The sequence below is a fragment of the Microbacterium lacusdiani genome, from assembly GCF_054779895.1.
In genome coordinates, this window is record NZ_BAAGXJ010000003.1 from 229,350 (window position 1) to 246,229 (window position 16,880).

Consider the following 16,880-nt stretch of genomic DNA (forward strand, 5'->3'; position numbering starts at 1 on the left):
CGGATCGACGGGCGTGCGGGGCGATGCCTCGCCCGCCCGTCACCCGTGGGGCAGGATCGTGTCATGTCCTCGGATCCGCTCGTCGACGTCGCGTGGGAGCTCTACGACCTCCCGCCGTCGGAGTTCACGGCGGCCCGCAACGCCCGGGCGAAGGAGCTGAGGTCCGACGCGCCGGACGTCGCCAAGCGCGTGGCGGAGCTGCGGCGGGCCGCGCCCGCGGCGTGGATCGTCGGCCAGCTGGTGCGGCACCGGGCGGACCGTCTGGCCCAGGTGCTGGAGCTCGGCGCCGAGCTGCGCGAGGCGCAGCAGGACCTGGACGCGTCGGCGCTCTCCCAGCTGACGCGCGACCGGCGGGCGCTGACCGCCGCCCTGGCGAAGGAGGGCGCGGCGCTCGCGGCCGCCCACGGCGTGAACGCCCCCGCCGCGACGCTCGACGAGGTGTCGCAGACGCTGCAGGCCGCCATGGCCGACGCGGCGGCGGCGGATGCCGTGACCTCGGGGCGCCTGATCCGCGCGCTCGAGGTGGTGGGCTTCGATCCCGTCGACCTGGACGGCGCGGTGGCCGGTCCTGCTCCGGACGGATCCGCGCCCGCCCGCGCCTCCCCGCCGGACGAGCTCGCGGCGCGGCGTGCCCGCCGGGCGGCGGAGAAGGCCGCACGCGAGGCCGAGGAGGCCCTGGAGCGCTCCCGCCGCACGCTCGCGGACGCCCGCGCCGCCGTCGCGGAGAACACCCGCCGCGCCTCGGAGCTGACGCGCCGCCGCGACGAGCTGCGCGCCGAACTCGGGCGGGTGGAACGCGATCTGGAGCGGGCCACGGCCGAGTCCGCCGACCTCGAGGAGCGCGCCGCGGCGGCGGATCGACAGCACGTCGACGCCGAGCGCGCCCTGGCCGAGGCGCGGTCCGCGCTCGACACCTGAGCGACCGCGCCCGCGGACATGTGACGACGCGGATGTGACGCCGCGCGCGCGATCCGGGAGGATGGGCCTCATGACCACCCCCGCCTTCGGCCTGCTGCTCGACGTCGACGGACCGCTCGCGAGCACCGTCACGCGCTCCCTGCGCATCCCGTCCATCGCCGACGACCTGGTCGCGATCGCGAACGCAGGATGCCCCGTCGTGTTCAACACGGGACGGTCCGACGGGTTCCTCGCCGACCAGGTCATCCCGCCGCTCGTGGCCGCCGGTCTCGCCGCCGACGCGCCGGTCTGGGGCATCGGCGAGAAGGGCGCCACCTGGTTCGCCGTGGCGGACGGGCGCATCGGCGAGCTCCACACCGACGAGCGGCTCTCGGTCTCGGCCGAGCTGGCCGCGGCGTGCCGGGAGATCGCCGGCCGCCACGCCGACCTGATGTTCTGGGACGACACGAAGCGCACCATGGTGTCCCTCGAGCAGAACCTCGACGTCGACAACGCGACCTACCTGGCGCGCCAGCCGGAGGTGACGGCCGAGCTCGACCGCGCCATCGCCGACACGGGGGCGGCGGACCGCTTCCACACGGTGCCGACGATCATCTCGATCGACCTGGAGCACCGCGAGGCCGGCAAGGCGCTCGGCGCCGAGCGCGCCGTCGCCCTGGTCGGCGAGCGGACGACCGTGCCGCGCCGTTGGTTCACGGCCGGGGACTCGAACGGCGACTACGACATGGCCACGTGGCTGCACGACAACGGCTTCGAGGCCACCCACCTGGACGTGCGCCCGTCGGGAACGGCGTTCGAGACCGCGTACCGCGTGCTCCGGGAGATCCCGACCTTCGCGGAGGGCCACGCGGAGGACGACATCACGGCGGGCTACCTCTCCGCCTGGCGGGCCGAGCTGGCGGTCTGACGAAGGCGGCCGCGTGACCCCGCGCTTCAGGTTCTCCCTCCCCCGGTCGCTGCGCGGCCCCGGGGATCCGGAGCGCCTGGCGCTCGCGGCGCGCACGGCGGTCGCGGCGGCGGTCGCGTGGTGGCTCGCGCCCTACGTGCCGCTCGCCAACGCCGAGTACTCGTACTACGCGCCGCTCGGCGTCCTGGTCAGCATGTACCCGACCCTCGCGCGCTCGGCGAAGTCGGGCGCGCAGACCATCGCGGGTCTGGGGCTCGGCATCGCCCTCGGCTTCGCGGGCGTGGGGCTCGTGCTCCTGCTCGAGGTGCCGGGCGCGCTGATCGTCGCGCTCGTCGTCGGAGTCGGGGTCGTGCTGGGTGGGATCCGGGCGCTGGGCGTGGGGGCCGACTGGGTCGCGATGGCGGGGCTGTTCGTGCTCCTGCTCGGCGGCGCCTCGCCCGAGGAGTTCTCGATCTCGTACCTCGTGACCACCGCGTTCGGCGTGCTCGTCGGCCTGGTCGCGAACCTCGTGCTGTTCCCTCCCCTGTACCTGCGCAAGGCGGGGTCGCGGCTCACGGCCCTGCGCGACGCGGTCGCGGGGCACCTGCACGACATGGCCGATGCGGTCGCGTCGGGCGACGTCTCCCCCGATGACCTGGACCGCGCGGCGCGGGAGCTGAGCGAGACGTCGCGCGAGGTCTCCGAGGCGGTGCACGATGCCGACGAGAGCATGCGGGCGAACCCGCGCGCGCTGCGCCACCGCGAGGATGCGGAGCTCAACCGACGCCGGCTGCGCGCCCTGGAGCGCACGGTCTTCTCGACGCGCGACCTGGGCGATGTGCTCGCACGCGGGCAGGAGGAGCGCGACGAACGGCCCACGGAGGGCCCGCCCGATCTGCTCGCCGAGGCGATCCATCGCGTCGCGGACCTCGTCGCGCAGCCGCCGGTCGAGGCCGACGCGCAGGACGAGCTCGAGGCGGCCGTGGCGGCGCTCGACCGCTACATCGCGGCGGTCGACGAATCAACCGCGCCGGCTCCGTCGCACGTCGCGCCGGCTCTGACGGCGGCGGTGTGCCTGCGCCGCATCGTCGACGCGGCGCGCCCGTTCGTCTGAGCAGGCTCAGCCGGCGGCCGGCACCGGCACGATCACGCGCTCCGCTCCCGCGTACACGTTCATGTGGTCGCCCCGCAGGAAGCCCACGAGCGTCAGGCCCTGCTCGGTCGCGAGCTCGACGGCGAGCGACGACGGCGCGGACACCGCGGCGAGCACAGGGATCCCCGCCATCACCGCCTTCTGCGCGAGCTCGAAGCTGGCCCGTCCCGAGACCATGAGGACGTGCCGCCGCAGCGGCAGGCGGTCGTTCATGACCGCCCACCCCACGACCTTGTCGACGGCGTTGTGCCGGCCGACGTCCTCGCGCAGCACGACGAGCTCCCCCGTCTCGGCGTCGAACAGGCCGGCGGCGTGCAGTCCGCCGGTCTTGTCGAAGACGTCCTGGTGCGCGCGCAGCGCATCCGGCAGGCTCGCGAGCGTCTCGGCCGCGACCCGCACGTCGTCCTGCGCCAGGTCGTACGCCGACACCGTCGCGACTGCCTCGATGCTCGCCTTGCCGCACATGCCGCACGAGCTCGTCGTGTAGAAGTTGCGCGCCAGGTCGGTGCTCGGCGGCTCGACGCCCGGTGCGAGGGCGACGTCGAGCACGTTGTACGTGTTCTCCATGCCGCCCGTGCCCGGCCCGCCGCAGTGGATCGCGGAGCGGAAGTCCGCGCCGGAGCGCACCACTCCCTCCGAGACGAGGAACCCCGCGGCGAGCTCCACGTCGTGCCCGGGCGTGCGCATCGTGACGGCGAGCGGCTCGCCGGCGACGCGGATCTCGAGCGGCTCCTCGACGGCGAGCGTGTCGGGCCGTCGCGTCGTGGCGCCGGACAGGGAGATCCTCATGACCGGCCGGCGCTGCGTGATGCGTCCCATGGCGCTCCTAGGGGCGCTTCTCGAGCCGGACGACCACGGCCTTCGAGGTCGGCGTCCCGCTCACATCGGCCGTCGAGTCCAGCGGCACCAGCACGTTCGTCTCGGGGTAGTACGCGGCGGCGTTGCGGCGCGGCGTGTCGTACGGCACGAGCCGGAACTCCTCCGCGCGGCGCTCCTCGGGGCCGCCCGGCCCCGTCCACTCGGACACGAGGTCGACCAGCTCGCCCTCGGCGAACCCGAGCTCCCGGATGTCCTCGGGGTGGATGAGCACCACCCGGCGCCCGTCGTGGATGCCGCGGTAGCGGTCGTCCTTGCCGTAGATCGTGGTGTTGTACTGGTCGTGCGAGCGCAGCGTCTGCAGCAGCAGGCGGCCCTCGGGGATCACGGGGTACTCGAGCGGGTTCGCCGTGAAGTTCGCCTTGCCGTTGTGGGTCGGGAAGCGCCGTTCGTCGCGCGGGCCGTTCGGCAGGAAGAACGTGCGCCCCTTCTCGATCCGCTGGTCGTAGTCCTCGAACCCCGGGATGACGCGCGAGATGTGCCCGCGGATCGTCGCGTAGTCGGTCTCGAGTGCGCGCCAGTCGGCGTGCGGGGCGTCCGCGCGATCCGCGAACACGAGCTCGCACAGCCGGGCCAGGATGGCCACCTCGCTCAGCATGTCGTCGCTGGGCGGCGCGAGCCGGCCCCGCGAGCCGTGCACCGCGCCCATGGAGTCCTCGACGGTGACGCGCTGGTCCACGCCGCCGCGGCGGTCGCGATCCGTCCGGCCCAGCGTCGGCAGGATGATCGCGCGCCGTCCGTGCACGACGTGCGACCGGTTCAACTTGGTCGACACCTGCACGGTGAGGCCCACCCGCGACATGCCCTCCTCGACCACCCGCGTGTCGGGCGTCGCGCTGACGAAGTTCCCGCCCATGCCCATGAAGACCTTCACGCGGCCGTCGCGCATGGCGCGGATGGCTTCGACGGTGTCGTAGCCGTGCTCGCGCGGCGCCGTGAACGCGAACTCCCGGTCGAGCGCGGCGAGGAACGCCTCGGAGGGCTTCTCGTAGATGCCGACCGTGCGGTCGCCCTGGACGTTGGAGTGTCCGCGCACCGGGCAGACGCCCGCGCCGGGCCGGCCGATGTTGCCCTGCAGCAGCAGCACGTTGACGACGTCGCGCAGCGTCGCCACCGAGTGCTTGTGCTGCGTGAGGCCCATGGCCCAGCACACGATCGTCGAGGTCGACGCGCGCACGCGCTCGGCCACCTCGCGCAGCCGCTCCTCGCTCATGCCGGTCGCCTCGGTCAGGTGCTCCCACCCGACGGACGCCACGTGAGCGGCGTAGTCGTCGAAGCCGGCGGTGTGTTCGCGGATGAACGCGTGGTCGAGCACGCCGCCCTCGCGCCCCTCGACCTCGAGCAGGTGCTTGCCGATCGCCTGGAAGAGCGCCTGGTCGCCGCCGAGCCGGATCTGGACGAAGTCGTCGGCGAGCTTCGTGCCGCCCAGCAGCACGCCCTTGGGAGTCTGCGGGTTCTTGAAGTGGAACAGGCCCGCCTCGGGGAGCGGGTTGACCGCGATGATCGTCGCGCCCTTCTCCTTGGCCTTCTCGAGCGCGCTGAGCATGCGCGGGTGGTTGGTGCCCGGATTCTGACCGGCGACGATCAGCAGGTCGGCGTCGTGGATGTCGACGATCGAGACGGTTCCCTTGCCGATGCCGATCGTCTGGGTGAGCGCGGATCCGCTCGACTCGTGGCACATGTTCGAGCAGTCGGGCAGGTTGTTGGTGCCCAGGCCCCGCACGAGCAGCTGGTACAGGAACGCGGCCTCGTTGGACGTGCGGCCGGACGTGTAGAACACGGCGTCGTCCGGGTCGTCGAGGTCGCGCAGCGCGGTGGCGATCTCGCCGAGCGCCGCGTCCCATGAGATCGGGCGGTAGTGCGTGCCGCCCTCCTCGAGCAGCATCGGGTGCGTCAGGCGGCCCTGCTGACCGAGCCACCAGTCGTCGCGCTCGCGCAGCTCGGCCACGCTGTGGTGGGCGAAGAACGCGGGGCCGACCCGGCGCAGCGTGGCCTCCTCGGCGACGGCCTTGGCCCCGTTCTCGCAGAACTCCGCGGCGTGCCGGCGGTCCTCCTCGGGCCACGCGCAGCCGGGGCAGTCGAATCCGTCCTTCTGGTTGACGCGCAGCAGCGTCCGCGCGCTGCGCAGCACGCCCATCTGCTCGAACGAGATCTTGAGGGCGTGCAGCACGGCGGGGACGCCGACGGCGTACTCCTCGCGTTCCTCGACCGTCAGTCGGGACTCGTCGATGTCGTGCGTGGGGGGCTTCGTCGCCATGGTTTCTCCCTCGGTCTGCCGCCATGCTAACCCCGTCGCCGGGGGCCGGGGTCAGACCGCCTCGACCACCAGCGCGACGCCGAGCCCTCCGCCCACCGATGCGGCGGCGACGCCGAGCGCGCCGCGCGGGGCGCCCGCACGCACCAGCCTGCTGAAGAGCCGGACGACCGCGACGGCGCCGCTGGCACCCCACGGGTGGCCGAGCGCGAGCGCCCCGCCGTGGGCGCACACGCGCGGGTCGTCCTCCGCGATTCCGAGCCGGTCGAGCACCGCGAGACTCTGCGACGCGAACGCCTCCACGATCTCGAAGGCCGTGATGTCGCCCTCCGACAGGCCGGCGGACGCCAGGGCGGCCGACACGGCCGGAGCCGCGCCGATCCCCGGCAGGGCCGGGTCGCAGCCCACGATCCCGTGCGCGCGGACCGCGAGGCCCGGTGCGCCGACGCCGGCCGGAGCGATCACCACGGCGGCGGCGCCATCGCTCACGCGTGTGGAGTTGCCCGCCGTGACCGAGCCTCCGGGGAACAGCGGCGTCAGCCGGGCGAGCACCCGCTCCCCCGCGCCGATCCCGTCGTCGGCCCGCGCGGCACCCACCGCGGCGAGCTCGTCGGCGAACCGGCCCGAGTCGCGCGCGGCGCGCGCCCTCGCGTGGCTGCGGGCCGCATGCGCATCCTGCCGCTCCCGCGAGATGCCGTCGTGCCGCGCGAGATCCTCCGCCGCGGCGAGCATGTCGGGGTCGGGGAACCCGGAAGGGGCGAACGGCGCGCGGGCGTACGGCACCCCGTTCAGGGAGCGGACCGGCGCGGTCGAGGCGCTCTCGGCACCGCCCGCGATCCGGACCCGAGGGTCGACCCGCACGGCCACCGCCGCGTCCACGATCGCCGCGAGCCCGCTGCCGCACTGCCGGTCGATCGTGGCCCCGGGGACGTGCGCCCCGAGGCCGGCCGCGAGTGCGGCGTGCCGCGCGGGGTTGCCGCCCGGGCCCATGCAGTTCCCCAGCACCACGTCGGCCACGTCCACGGCGCCGAGCACGGCCTGCGCGTCGGCGTGCGCCGCGGCCACGGCCGTCGTGGCGAGGGCGGCCACGTCGACGGCCGCGAGCCCCCGGCCCCGCGTCGCGATCGGCGTGCGGCGCGCGGCGACGATCACCGGGTCAGCGCCCAAGCGGACGCACCTCCCCCGCGAGGATGCGCGCGACGAGGACCGACCGCGCGGGTTTGCCGGACGCCGTGCGCGGAGCCTCGCCCGCGAACCACCGGCGCGGGCGATGCGCGGGCGCGAGCTGCGCGGCGGCCGCGGCGCGCAGGCCGTCCGCATCGAGATCGCCGTCGGGCTCGATCAGGGCCGCGACCATGGCGCCGAGCGCCGGGTGCGGCAGACCCACGACCACGGCGTCGCGCACCCCCGGAAGGGCGCGCAGCTGCGCCTCGACCTCCTCCGGCACGACGGTTGCGGAGGCCGAGAGGATCGCGTCGTCCGACCGACCGAGGAGGCGCAGGCGTCCGTCGCGCAGCTCCGCGCGGTCCCCGGCGGTCACCCAGGCCCCGGCCGTGCGGAGCGGGCCGTCGGCGTACGACGCCGCGACATACGGCGACCGCGCCCACAGCTCGCCGGCGCGGATGTCGAGGTCGACGCCCGGCAGCGGGGCGAGCCCGTCGCCCGCGTCCGCCGCGACGAACGACAGCTCGGCCGCGCCGTAGTACGACACGACGCGGATGCCCTGATCTGCCGCGCGGGCGCGGAGCGCGGGGTCGAGGTGGGAGCCTCCGACGAGCGCGGCGCGCAGACCCCGCGGCGCCCCGGCGTCGAGCAGCGCCCGGAGCGCCTGCGGGGTGCCGTGGAAGCACGTGGCGTCGGCGAAGTCGCCGGGCACGGCCGCGTGCCTGCGCGGCAGGGCCGGGCGGGGTCCGCCCTCCGCGGCGTGGGCGAGCGAGAACAGCGTGAGGGACGACACGGGCGGCGCGGGCAGGGCCACGACATCCTCCGGGTCGGCCTGCAGCAGCTCCGACACCACGGGGAAGGACGCGGCCCAGGACTCGTGCGTGCGGAGCACGATGCGCGGCGTTCCGCTGCTGCCGCTCGTCACGGCCGCCCAGGCGATCCCCGGACGGGGCGCGACCGCCGCAGCCGCGGCCGTGACCCGCTCCCAGTGCTCGGGTGACCAGCGGTCGTCGCCGACGAGGGGCACGCCGCCGCCGGCGCGCGCCCGCGCGACGCGCGCTGCGACCTCGACGGGCGAACCGCCGCGGATCGGCACCAGCCTCATCCGTCCCCGCTCCCGTCGACCGCCACCCGAACAGCGTTCAGTCTACGGCGGCGGGGAGAAACCGTGCCGCGCCGACTAGGACGTCGGAGCCGCCGTGACGCCCTCCGACGGCTGCACGATCACGAAGCCGTATCCGGCGAAGGCGACCTGCACGGCCTCGCCCGACCCGCGGCCGATGAGCGCGCCGGCCTTGAACGACGACTTCAGGGTGGTCTGCAGGCTCGCCGACCAGGCGACCACCGCGTTGGTGTCGGCGTACGTGGGCGCCTCGGCGGCGTTCAGCACGACGGGCGGTCCGGCCGTGGTGATCGCGACCCACCCGGTGCCGCGCAGGGTCGTGTTGAACAGGCCGCCGGTCATCATGCCGGCGCCCTGGACGCGTTCGATGCTCCACTGCAGCGTCTCGGAGAACGCCAGCACGTTGCGCCCGTTGATCGAGATGCCCGAGTCGTCGAGGTGCAGGATGTGCACCTCCGCCTGCTCGTTCGCCAGGAACACGTCGCCGCGCCCCGACACCCGCATGAGGGACAGACCCTCGCCCGTCAGCTGCGATTTGAGGAACCGGCCGACGCCGCCGCCCTGATACGCGAAGTCGACCTCGCCCTGGTAGGCGACCATCGATCCCTGACGGGCCAGGAACGGCTCGCCGAGCCCGACCCGCAGCATCTTCTCGTTCTGGTTCGCGGGGCCGGTGCCCGACACCTCGGCATGGGTGCCCGAGATCAGCTCCCCCGTGATGCCCGCGTCCCCGCGGCCGACCGGCTGCCCGGCCTGAGCGCCGGGCGCGCCGGCGTCGGCCGGCGCCGTCTGGGCGGGCGTGAGCGGCGCGGTCGTGACGACGCCGCCGGTCGAGACGTGCTCGGTCCACGCCGTGCCGTCCCACCACCTCAGCTCCGCGTGCCCCGTCGGATCCGGAAACCAGCCAGCGTCCATGTCGCGCTCCTCTCGCGAGCGACACTACCGCCGCGCGACGCCCGCGCAGGAGCACAATCGAGTCATGGCCGAGCTCACCGCCGTGCAGGGGGACATCACCACGCAGCCCGTCGACGCGATCGTCAACGCCGCGAACAACGCCATGCGCGGCGGAGGCGGCGTCGACGGCGCGATCCACCGCGCGGGCGGCCCGGCCATCCTGCGCGACTGCATCGCTCGCTTCCCGCACGGCCTCGCCACGGGGGACGCAGGCTGGACCACGGCGGGCGACCTCCCGGCACGCTGGGTGATCCACACCGTCGGCCCGAACCACGCCGCGGGCCAGCGGGACCGCGCCCTCCTCGTGAGCTGCTACCGGCGCTCGCTCGAGGTCGCCGACGAGCTCGGAGTCCGCTCCATCGCGTTCCCGCTCATCAGCGCCGGCGTGTACGGGTGGCCGAAGGACGACGCGATCCGCGCGGCGGTCGATACGCTCCGCTCCGCCGACACCGGCGTCGAGGACATCCGCCTCGTGGCGTACGACGCCGCGACGTTCGCCCGCATCTCCGCGGTGCTCGACGCGGGCTGACCCGGCATCCTCGCGGAGGATCAGGTTCCGCGACGGTCGCGGATGCCGGCCCACGACGCGAGAGCGCCGGCCGCGAACAGCACGGCGGTCGCGACCGCGACCCGATGGAAGCCCGCCAGATCGAGGTCTCCCCCGGCGATCACCGCGATCACCGCGACCACCAGCAGCCCGGCCACCCGCGCGACCGCGTTGTTGACCGCCGAGGCGATGCCGGAGCGCTCCGCGTCGACCGAGCCGAGCACCGCGCTCGTCAGCGGGGCGACGGTCAGGGTCAGCCCGACCCCCAGCAGCACGATCCCGGGCAGCACCTGCAGCCAGTAGTCGAAGGGCCGGCCGACCGTCAGCAGCAGCGCCGCCCCGGCAGCCATGACGGCCGGGCCGACCGTCATGAAGATGCGCGCGCCCCAGCGCGCGGACCATCCGCCGACGTGGGAGCTGCCGAGCACCATGATCACGGTCACGGGCAGCGACGCGAGTCCCGCGAGCGTGGCGGACAGCCCCGCGCCCTCCTGGAGGTAGACGACGACCGCGAACCCGTTGAGCGCGAGCGCCGCGTAGATGAACGTCGTCGCGAGGTTGCCGGCCGAGAAGTTCCGGATGCGGAACAGCGCGAGCGGCATGATCGGATGCGCCGCCCGCGCCTGCCGCAACAGGAAGCCGGCGAACAGAACGACGCCCGCGGCGCCGCTGCGAGGACCGCCGGCTGGTGGCGGCCGTCCACGCGCCGATCGCGCGACCCCGGGCCGCCTCGTCGAACTGGGGGGTGATCAGCGCGAGCGAGCTCGGCACGAGCAGGGCGCCGGCGACGCCCTGCACGGCGCGCGCCACGACGAGGAACTCGATGGACGGCGCCGCCGCGATCGCGAGCGATGCCACGAGGAACCCGATCAGTCCGATGCGCAGGACCGGCAGGCGCCCGTACAGGTCGCTGAGCGAGCCGGCGACCAGGATGAGCGCGCCGAGCGTGACCAGGTAGGCGTTGACCACCCACTGCTGTCCCGCGAGCCCCCGCCCAGCTCCCCGCGGATCGCCGGCAGGGCGACGTTGACGATGCTCGAGTCGAGGAACGCGACGGACGAGGCCAGGATCGCGATCGCGAGCACCCGGCGGCGCACGCGCGTGCCGTCATCCGTGGTCGCAGCCCCCGTCGTCACCCCTGCAGGCTGCGCCCGGGAGCGGACACCGAGGGCGGGTCCTGCGCGCGGCCGCTCGCCGCCCAGGACGCGAGCCGCGGGCGGTTGGCGTGAGACGGGTGCCGCCGGCGCGCGGATCGCCTAGCGTCGGGGCATGAGCACCTCGCGACGAGCGCTCCTGGCGCTGATCGGCGTCGCCGCATCGCTCGCACTCGCCGGGTGCGGCCCCGACGCAGCCAAGACGCCGGCGCCGTCGGCGACCGCATCCGTCCCTCGCGGCTCGACGACGCCGGCGGAGCCCGCCTCGCCGCGGGTGATCGCCGAGGGTCTCGACGCCCCGTGGTCGATCGCGTTCCTCGGAGACACGGCGCTCATCAGCGCCCGCGACACCGGCGAGATCCTGGAGCTGACGGGCGCCGGCGCACGGGTCGTGGGCACGATCGATGACGTCACCGCGTTCGGCGAGTCCGGGCTGCTGGGGGTCGCGGTCGACGACCGCGACCGCCTCTACGTGTACTCCACCGCCGCCGACGGGAACCGGATCCAGCGGTACGCGATCGACGGCGACCCGGGATCGCTGCGCCTCGGCGGGGGCGAGACGATCGTCGACCGGCTGCCCTCCGCGAGCGTCCACTCGGGCGGCCGGATCGCGTTCGGGCCCGACGGCATGCTCTACGCCACGGCCGGAGACGCGGGCGACCGCGCGGCCGCGCAGGATCTCGAGAGCCTCGCGGGCAAGATCGTCCGCATGACGCCCGACGGCGACGTCCCGGACGACAATCCCTTCGGCGGCTCCCTCGTCTACAGCTTCGGGCACCGCAACCCGCAGGGCATCGCGTGGGCCGACGGCACGGTCTACATCGCGAACCTCCGCGGCGCGGTGCTGCGGACGGTGCCGGTCTCCGACCCGTCGACCTCCTCCGAGCTCTTCGCGGGCGAGTACGGCCGCCTGCGCGACGTCGCGGTCGCGCCGTCCGGCGAGCTCTGGATCCTGACGAACAACACGGACGGCCGCGGCACGCCGACAGGGGGCGACGACCGGATCCTCGCGATCGAACCCCGCTGATGCCGGGGCACGGGGCCGATGCCGACGCGATCGGAGCCCGTGGCCCGATGAGCGGCCTAACGTGGACCACATGCTCACCGTGAACGCCTATGCCGCCCCGTCCGCCACCGAGCCGCTCGTGCCGATCACGATCGAGCGGCGCGACGTCGGCGCGAACGACGTGCTGATCGCCATCCGCTACGCGGGCATCTGCCACAGCGACATCCACACGGTCCGCGGCGAGTGGGGGCCGATCGCCTACCCGCAGGTCGTCGGGCACGAGATCGTGGGCGAGGTCGTCGAGGTCGGCCCGGAGGTCACGCGGCACGCGGTCGGCGACCGGGTCGGCGTCGGCTGCATGGTCAACTCGTGCCGCGAGTGCGAGAACTGCCGGGCCGGCATGGAGAACTACTGCCTCAAGGGCAACATCCAGACCTACGCGGGGATGGACGTCGACGGCACGATCACGCAGGGCGGCTACGCGACGCACATCGTCGTCGACGCCGACTTCGTGCTGAAGGTGCCGGAGGCGATCCCGTACGAGGCCGCCGCTCCCCTGCTCTGCGCGGGGATCACCACGTACTCGCCGCTCGCGCACTGGAACGCGGGACCGGGCAAGCGCGTCGCGGTGGTCGGCTTGGGCGGCCTCGGCCACATGGCCGTCAAGATCGCCGCCGCGATGGGCGCCGAGGTCGCGGTGCTGTCCCGGTCGCTCGCCAAGCAGGACGACGCGATCGCGTTCGGCGCATCCGAATGCTTCGCGACCGAGGACCCCGAGACCTTCGAGCGGCTCGCCAACCGGTTCGACCTCATCGTGAACACGGTCAGCGCGCCCCTCGACGTCGACCGCTACCTGTCGCTGCTCGCGCTCGACGGCACCATGGTGAACGTGGGCGCCCCGCCGGAGCCGCTGCCCGTCACCCTCTTCACGCTGTTCGCGAACCGCCGCTCGTTCTCCGGCTCGACGATCGGGTCGATCGCCGAGACGCAGCAGATGCTCGACTTCTGCGCGGAGCACGGGATCGCGCCCGAGATCGAGCTCATCGAGGCGACGCAGATCAACGACGCGTATGAGCGCGTGCTTTCGAGCGACGTCCGCTACCGCTTCGTGATCGACGCCGCGACCCTGTAGGCCCTGAGCGCGGCGCGATCGACGGCCCCGTCGGCCGGCCGATCGCGCCGCCGCTCACGGCGTCAGGTCGCGGAGGATCTCCGCCGCAGGCGCTTCCCTGGCGTCCCGCCAGCCCTCGCCCGCCCACAGGTGCACCGCTCCGCTGTCGCCGCGCGCCGCGGCGTCCGCCCGCATCGCGCGGGTCAGGTGGTGGATCGCGGGATAGCCCGACGGCGCGTGCGCCGAGTGGGTTTCGACGAAGCGGTTCGCGAGCGCCCGCGCGGGCCGCCCCGTGAACGCGCGCGTGAGCTCCGTGCGCGTGAACGCGGGATCCGCGAGCGCCGCGCGGTGCACAGCCGACGTGCCGCTCTCGCGCGCCCGGAGCAGCATCGTGCCCACCGCCACGGCGTCAGCGCCCCCATCGAGCAGTTCGGCGACCTGATCGCGGCGCGACACCGCTCCTGTCGCGACGATGGGAGCGGCCACGGCCTCCCGGATGCCCCGCACGAGGTCGACAAGCGGGACCGCTGCCGGGAGCACCCCGGCCTCCCACACGCCGGAGTGGCCGCCGGCCCCGTATCCCTGGACGACGAGCACATCGATGCCGGCGTCGATCGCGCTCCGCGCCTCGGCGGCCGACGTGACGGTCTGCAGGACCAGCGTGCCGGCGTCGCGGAAGGCGTCGATCACCGTGCGCTCGGGAAGGCCGAATGTGAAGCTGACGGCGGGCACGGGGTCGGCCAGCAGCAGCTCGACCTTCGCGCCCCAGGCGTCGTCGTCCTCGGTCTTCGCGGGCATCGACGTCCCGCTCGGCGCGATGCGCTCCCAGTAGCGGGCGTACGCCGCGTCGTCGATGCGATGGATGTTCGGCACGAAGAGGTTCACGCCGAACAGGTCGACTCCCGCCTCGCGCACCGCCCCGATGTCCGTGCGCAGCGCGTCGACGGCCTTGTATCCGGCGGCGAGCTGCGCGAAGTGGCCGGCGCGCGCCGCCGCGATCACCAGCGCCGGCGTGCTCGGGCCGCCCGCCATCGGGGCGGCGAACACCGGCTTGCTGCGCGACAGCGGCTCGGGGAGGCTCATGCGTCCATCCTGCCCGCCGCGCTCCCCGCGATGTCCGATGTGCGCAGTAGCGTGCCGCCATGACGGAGATCGACGGCGAACCCGTTCTCGACCGCCCGTCGGTGGCCGACGTGGAGGCGTTCTTCGAGCAGGCCGGGCCCGAGACCCGGGTCGTGTGGCTCCGGCTGACGCGGAAGGGCGTCGTGCCCGCCTCGCTCAGCTCGGACGAGCTGGTGGACGTGGGGCTCTGCTTCGGATGGGTCTCCGCCGTCCGCCGCGGCGGCGACGAGGAGACCTACCTGCAGCGATACGCGCGGCGGCGCCCGGCGTCGAAGTGGTCCCGCCTCAACATCTCGAAGGTCGAGCGGCTGATCGCCGAGGGCCGGATGCGCCCCGGCGGGCTCGCCGAGGTCGCGACGGCGCAGGCGGACGGACGGTGGGACCACCCGTGGACGTGACGGCGACGGGTGGCGGTCAGGCGCCCGAGCGCCCGCCGGCACTGGGTGCTGACGCTCGGCACTCAGCCGCCCCGCACGTCAGAAGGGTGGTGCGCCGCCACCGGCGTATTCGATGCGGTACGGGGTGTCGAAGTACTCGTACCCGGCCGGGCTGCGGTATCGGAGGATGCCGCGGCCGACCTGGTCGACGTCCCAGGGCGAGTGGTGCTTCATCATGTGATGCGGCTCGCACAGGTGCGCCGTGTTCTCGACGCTGGTGGGCCCGTCCTTGGACCACGGGATGGTGTGGTCAATGTCGCAGTGCTTCGCCTTGGTGGCGCACCCCGGGACCCGGCACGTCCCATCCCGCGCCAGCAGGTACCGCCGCTGCGCCGCCGTCGGGGTGCGGTGGTCCACGGTGAGCAGGGCCCCGGTGTCGGGGTGGAGGAACAGCCGCTCCCACCCCACCGCACCCGCCGCCAGGCGGCGGGCGGTGTCCGCGTCGATCGGCCCGTACCCCGCCAACAGGGCCGCCTCGTCGTCGAGACCGGCGAGGGTGGTGACCGGGATGGTGACCTCGATGCTCGCGTTGATGTGCTGCTCGACCGGGTGACCCGACGGCATGGCCGACAGCAGCAGATCCAGTGCGAGGTCCGCCCGCAGCCGCCCCAGGTCGCGCTCGTCCGCGGCGACCGCCGGGTCCTCTGACCCGCCGCGGGCGCGTTTCACGACCCGGGCCTGCGCGGTCAGCCGGTCATGGGCCGCGTGGATCACGTACGCGGGGCCGCTGATGCACAGCACCGCCTGCCCGTCCGGTTGGTCCTCCACCCACGTGCCCCGCCGCTCCCGCGCCTCCTCATGCCGCACGGTCGCGGACACCGGCTGATGCTTCTCCGCCACCCGCGCAGCCAGCGCCTTGGTGCGATACGGGGTCGTCCTCTCCGCCAGCGGGAGGATCTCCGACTCGAACGCCGCCCGCACCGCATCCTCATCGAGGTCCGCACCAGCCTCCACGATCAGCTGCGCGTGCCGGGAGGTGATCCGCCCCTCCCCGAGCGCCGCGTGCGTCGCCGGGAACCGGGTCACCAGCGTGTGCGCGCGATCCATCCGGCCCTGCACCGCGCGGGGCGACTCCCTCGTCGCCAGCGCGAGCTCGGCGGCCATGGACCGGACCGGGAACTCGTACACGCTCGCATCCGGCATCCGCCCGATCTGGTCGATCGCGATGCCCATCGCCTCCGCCTGCAGCGCCGCCTCCTCGGCATCCAGCCCCGCCCGCTCGACCCGGATCGCCTTCAGCCGCTCCACGATCTCCCGCGTCCGCGCCAACTCACCGGGCGTGAACTCCCACCCCGAGGCATCCGCATCCGTGAACCGTGGCATGCCCCCATCATCCCAGGGGCCTCGGACATTCGTTCGAATGTCGCGCAGCCTGTGGGGAACGGCAATGAGCGACTGAGACGAGGACCGCCGATGTCCGGTCCGCTGCCAGAGGACGTCAGCGCCGGGCGCGGTCGCCGTGTCGACCCTCAGGACGAGCGAGGCGGCGCAGCCGGCGTCGATGCTCCCAGTGACCGTCGACACCATGATGCGCCTATGCGATTCCGGCGAGGCCGACGCCGACGTACGAATCCTTTCGGACCCACGTGAATTCGGGGGGGGGGCGGCTCACATACTGTCTTCCCAACTGCTTCGACCTTCGTGCCACAATGTGCGGGACGGCTTGCGCGATCGAGGAAATGGCGGAAATGGTCGAATTGATTCGCAACGCCTTGGACGCGCTGAGCCTGACCATCAATGCGATCGCGGGCGCATTTCCTCCCGAGGCTGAACAGCAGGTGCGACTGTCCCTGATCTTCGGGCCCCTCGTGCTCGCCTGCCTCTGCGCGGCCGATTGGGACCGGCAATGGGCGAAGTCGTTCCTCCGGCTCCGCCCCGACGCACGGTTGGCCTATCACGCGGAAATCGTGCTGCGGCTGACCGAGCGCCAGAATGAGCGTCGGGCCCGATCCGATTATTCGCACGCCGCCGCCCGGTCTGGTGTGAATATGCACCGCGGCGGCGTCTGGCCGTCCGAACCGAGATCAGCCATTCGTCTCTCGAAAGCGGGCTGGGTCGAACCGATCAAGCCCGCGCAGGGGCCGAGAGATTGGTCACCACCGAGCGCGTGACGCCTGTCAGCGCGATGCGTTCACATCTGTCAGCGCTGTGTCGGTCGCGCCGGAGCGTTCGAGC

Annotated in this window: 15 protein-coding genes and 1 pseudogene; 8 read left to right on the top strand and 8 right to left on the bottom strand. The window is 73.8% G+C overall.

All coding sequences use genetic code 11. The annotated features are described in order from the left end of the window. Positions 1-63: 63 nt before the first annotated feature. The 3 genes from ACYVGN_RS03205 to ACYVGN_RS03215 all read left to right on the top strand — a co-directional run bounded on the left by ACYVGN_RS03205 (position 64) and on the right by ACYVGN_RS03215 (position 2,918). Positions 64-918: a transposase gene (locus ACYVGN_RS03205; RefSeq protein WP_460788732.1), complete on the top strand. Its 855-nt coding sequence runs from the start codon at positions 64-66 to the stop codon at positions 916-918. A gap of 70 nt (positions 919-988) precedes the next feature. Then, entirely contained in the window at positions 989-1,825 is an 837-nt protein-coding gene (locus ACYVGN_RS03210) for a hypothetical protein (RefSeq protein WP_460788734.1), read from the top strand. Positions 1,826-1,838: 13 nt separating this feature from the next. Next, positions 1,839-2,918 carry an FUSC family protein gene (locus tag ACYVGN_RS03215; protein WP_460788735.1) on the top strand — a complete coding sequence of 360 codons (1,080 nt, stop codon included), beginning with the start codon at positions 1,839-1,841 and terminating at the stop codon, positions 2,916-2,918. 6 nt (positions 2,919-2,924) lie between these two features. Here the strand turns inward: ACYVGN_RS03215 and fdhD are convergent, their stop codons facing one another. The 5 genes from fdhD to ACYVGN_RS03240 all read right to left on the bottom strand — a co-directional run bounded on the left by fdhD (position 2,925) and on the right by ACYVGN_RS03240 (position 9,289). Next, positions 2,925-3,776, bottom strand: a complete 852-nt coding sequence (gene fdhD / locus ACYVGN_RS03220) for a formate dehydrogenase accessory sulfurtransferase FdhD (RefSeq protein ID WP_460788737.1) — start codon at positions 3,774-3,776, stop codon at positions 2,925-2,927. A 7-nt stretch (positions 3,777-3,783) separates the two neighbouring features. Then, entirely contained in the window at positions 3,784-6,090 is a 2,307-nt protein-coding gene (locus tag ACYVGN_RS03225) for an FdhF/YdeP family oxidoreductase (protein ID WP_460788738.1), read from the bottom strand. Between the two features lie 51 nt (positions 6,091-6,141). Then, positions 6,142-7,254, bottom strand: coding sequence for an acetyl-CoA C-acyltransferase (locus ACYVGN_RS03230; protein ID WP_460788740.1), 1,113 nt, complete (start codon positions 7,252-7,254; stop codon positions 6,142-6,144). Then, the gene (locus ACYVGN_RS03235) at positions 7,244-8,356 is read right to left on the bottom strand and encodes a class I adenylate-forming enzyme family protein (protein WP_460788742.1); all 1,113 of its coding nucleotides are present in this window, start codon (positions 8,354-8,356) and stop codon (positions 7,244-7,246) included. Before ACYVGN_RS03235 ends, ACYVGN_RS03230 begins: the two co-directional genes overlap by 11 nt. Before the next feature lie 75 nt (positions 8,357-8,431). After that, positions 8,432-9,289, bottom strand: a complete 858-nt coding sequence (locus tag ACYVGN_RS03240; protein WP_460788744.1) for an AIM24 family protein — start codon at positions 9,287-9,289, stop codon at positions 8,432-8,434. Positions 9,290-9,353: 64 nt separating this feature from the next. On the opposite strand from ACYVGN_RS03240, the gene ACYVGN_RS03245 reads away from it, so the two are divergent. Beyond that, positions 9,354-9,857 (top strand): O-acetyl-ADP-ribose deacetylase, encoded by a 504-nt coding sequence (locus ACYVGN_RS03245; RefSeq protein ID WP_134746217.1) that lies wholly within the window; start codon positions 9,354-9,356, stop codon positions 9,855-9,857. Between the two features lie 20 nt (positions 9,858-9,877). Here the strand turns inward: ACYVGN_RS03245 and ACYVGN_RS03250 are convergent. Continuing rightward, a pseudogene (locus tag ACYVGN_RS03250) lies at positions 9,878-11,011 on the bottom strand (MFS transporter). Positions 11,012-11,144: 133 nt separating this feature from the next. On the opposite strand from ACYVGN_RS03250, the gene ACYVGN_RS03255 reads away from it, so the two are divergent. Further along, positions 11,145-12,056, top strand: coding sequence for a PQQ-dependent sugar dehydrogenase (locus ACYVGN_RS03255; RefSeq protein WP_460788746.1), 912 nt, complete (start codon positions 11,145-11,147; stop codon positions 12,054-12,056). Positions 12,057-12,126: 70 nt separating this feature from the next. Then, positions 12,127-13,167, top strand: a complete 1,041-nt coding sequence (locus ACYVGN_RS03260; protein WP_134746214.1) for an NAD(P)-dependent alcohol dehydrogenase — start codon at positions 12,127-12,129, stop codon at positions 13,165-13,167. A 54-nt stretch (positions 13,168-13,221) separates the two neighbouring features. On the opposite strand, the gene ACYVGN_RS03265 is transcribed toward ACYVGN_RS03260, so the two are convergent. Continuing rightward, entirely contained in the window at positions 13,222-14,229 is a 1,008-nt protein-coding gene (locus tag ACYVGN_RS03265) for a nitronate monooxygenase (protein WP_460788748.1), read from the bottom strand. A 59-nt stretch (positions 14,230-14,288) separates the two neighbouring features. Between ACYVGN_RS03265 and ACYVGN_RS03270 the strand changes: the two genes are divergently transcribed. Beyond that, on the top strand, positions 14,289-14,666 hold the full coding sequence (locus tag ACYVGN_RS03270; RefSeq protein WP_460788750.1) for a YdeI/OmpD-associated family protein: 378 nt from the start codon (positions 14,289-14,291) through the stop codon (positions 14,664-14,666). Positions 14,667-14,744: 78 nt separating this feature from the next. Here ACYVGN_RS03270 and ACYVGN_RS03275 read toward each other — a convergent pair whose 3' ends face one another. Beyond that, positions 14,745-16,028, bottom strand: a complete 1,284-nt coding sequence (locus tag ACYVGN_RS03275) for an HNH endonuclease signature motif containing protein (RefSeq protein WP_460788752.1) — start codon at positions 16,026-16,028, stop codon at positions 14,745-14,747. 365 nt (positions 16,029-16,393) lie between these two features. On the opposite strand from ACYVGN_RS03275, the gene ACYVGN_RS03280 reads away from it, so the two are divergent. After that, a complete protein-coding gene (locus ACYVGN_RS03280; protein ID WP_460788754.1) occupies positions 16,394-16,816 on the top strand; it encodes a hypothetical protein in 423 nt (140 codons plus the stop codon). Positions 16,817-16,880 lie beyond the last annotated feature (64 nt).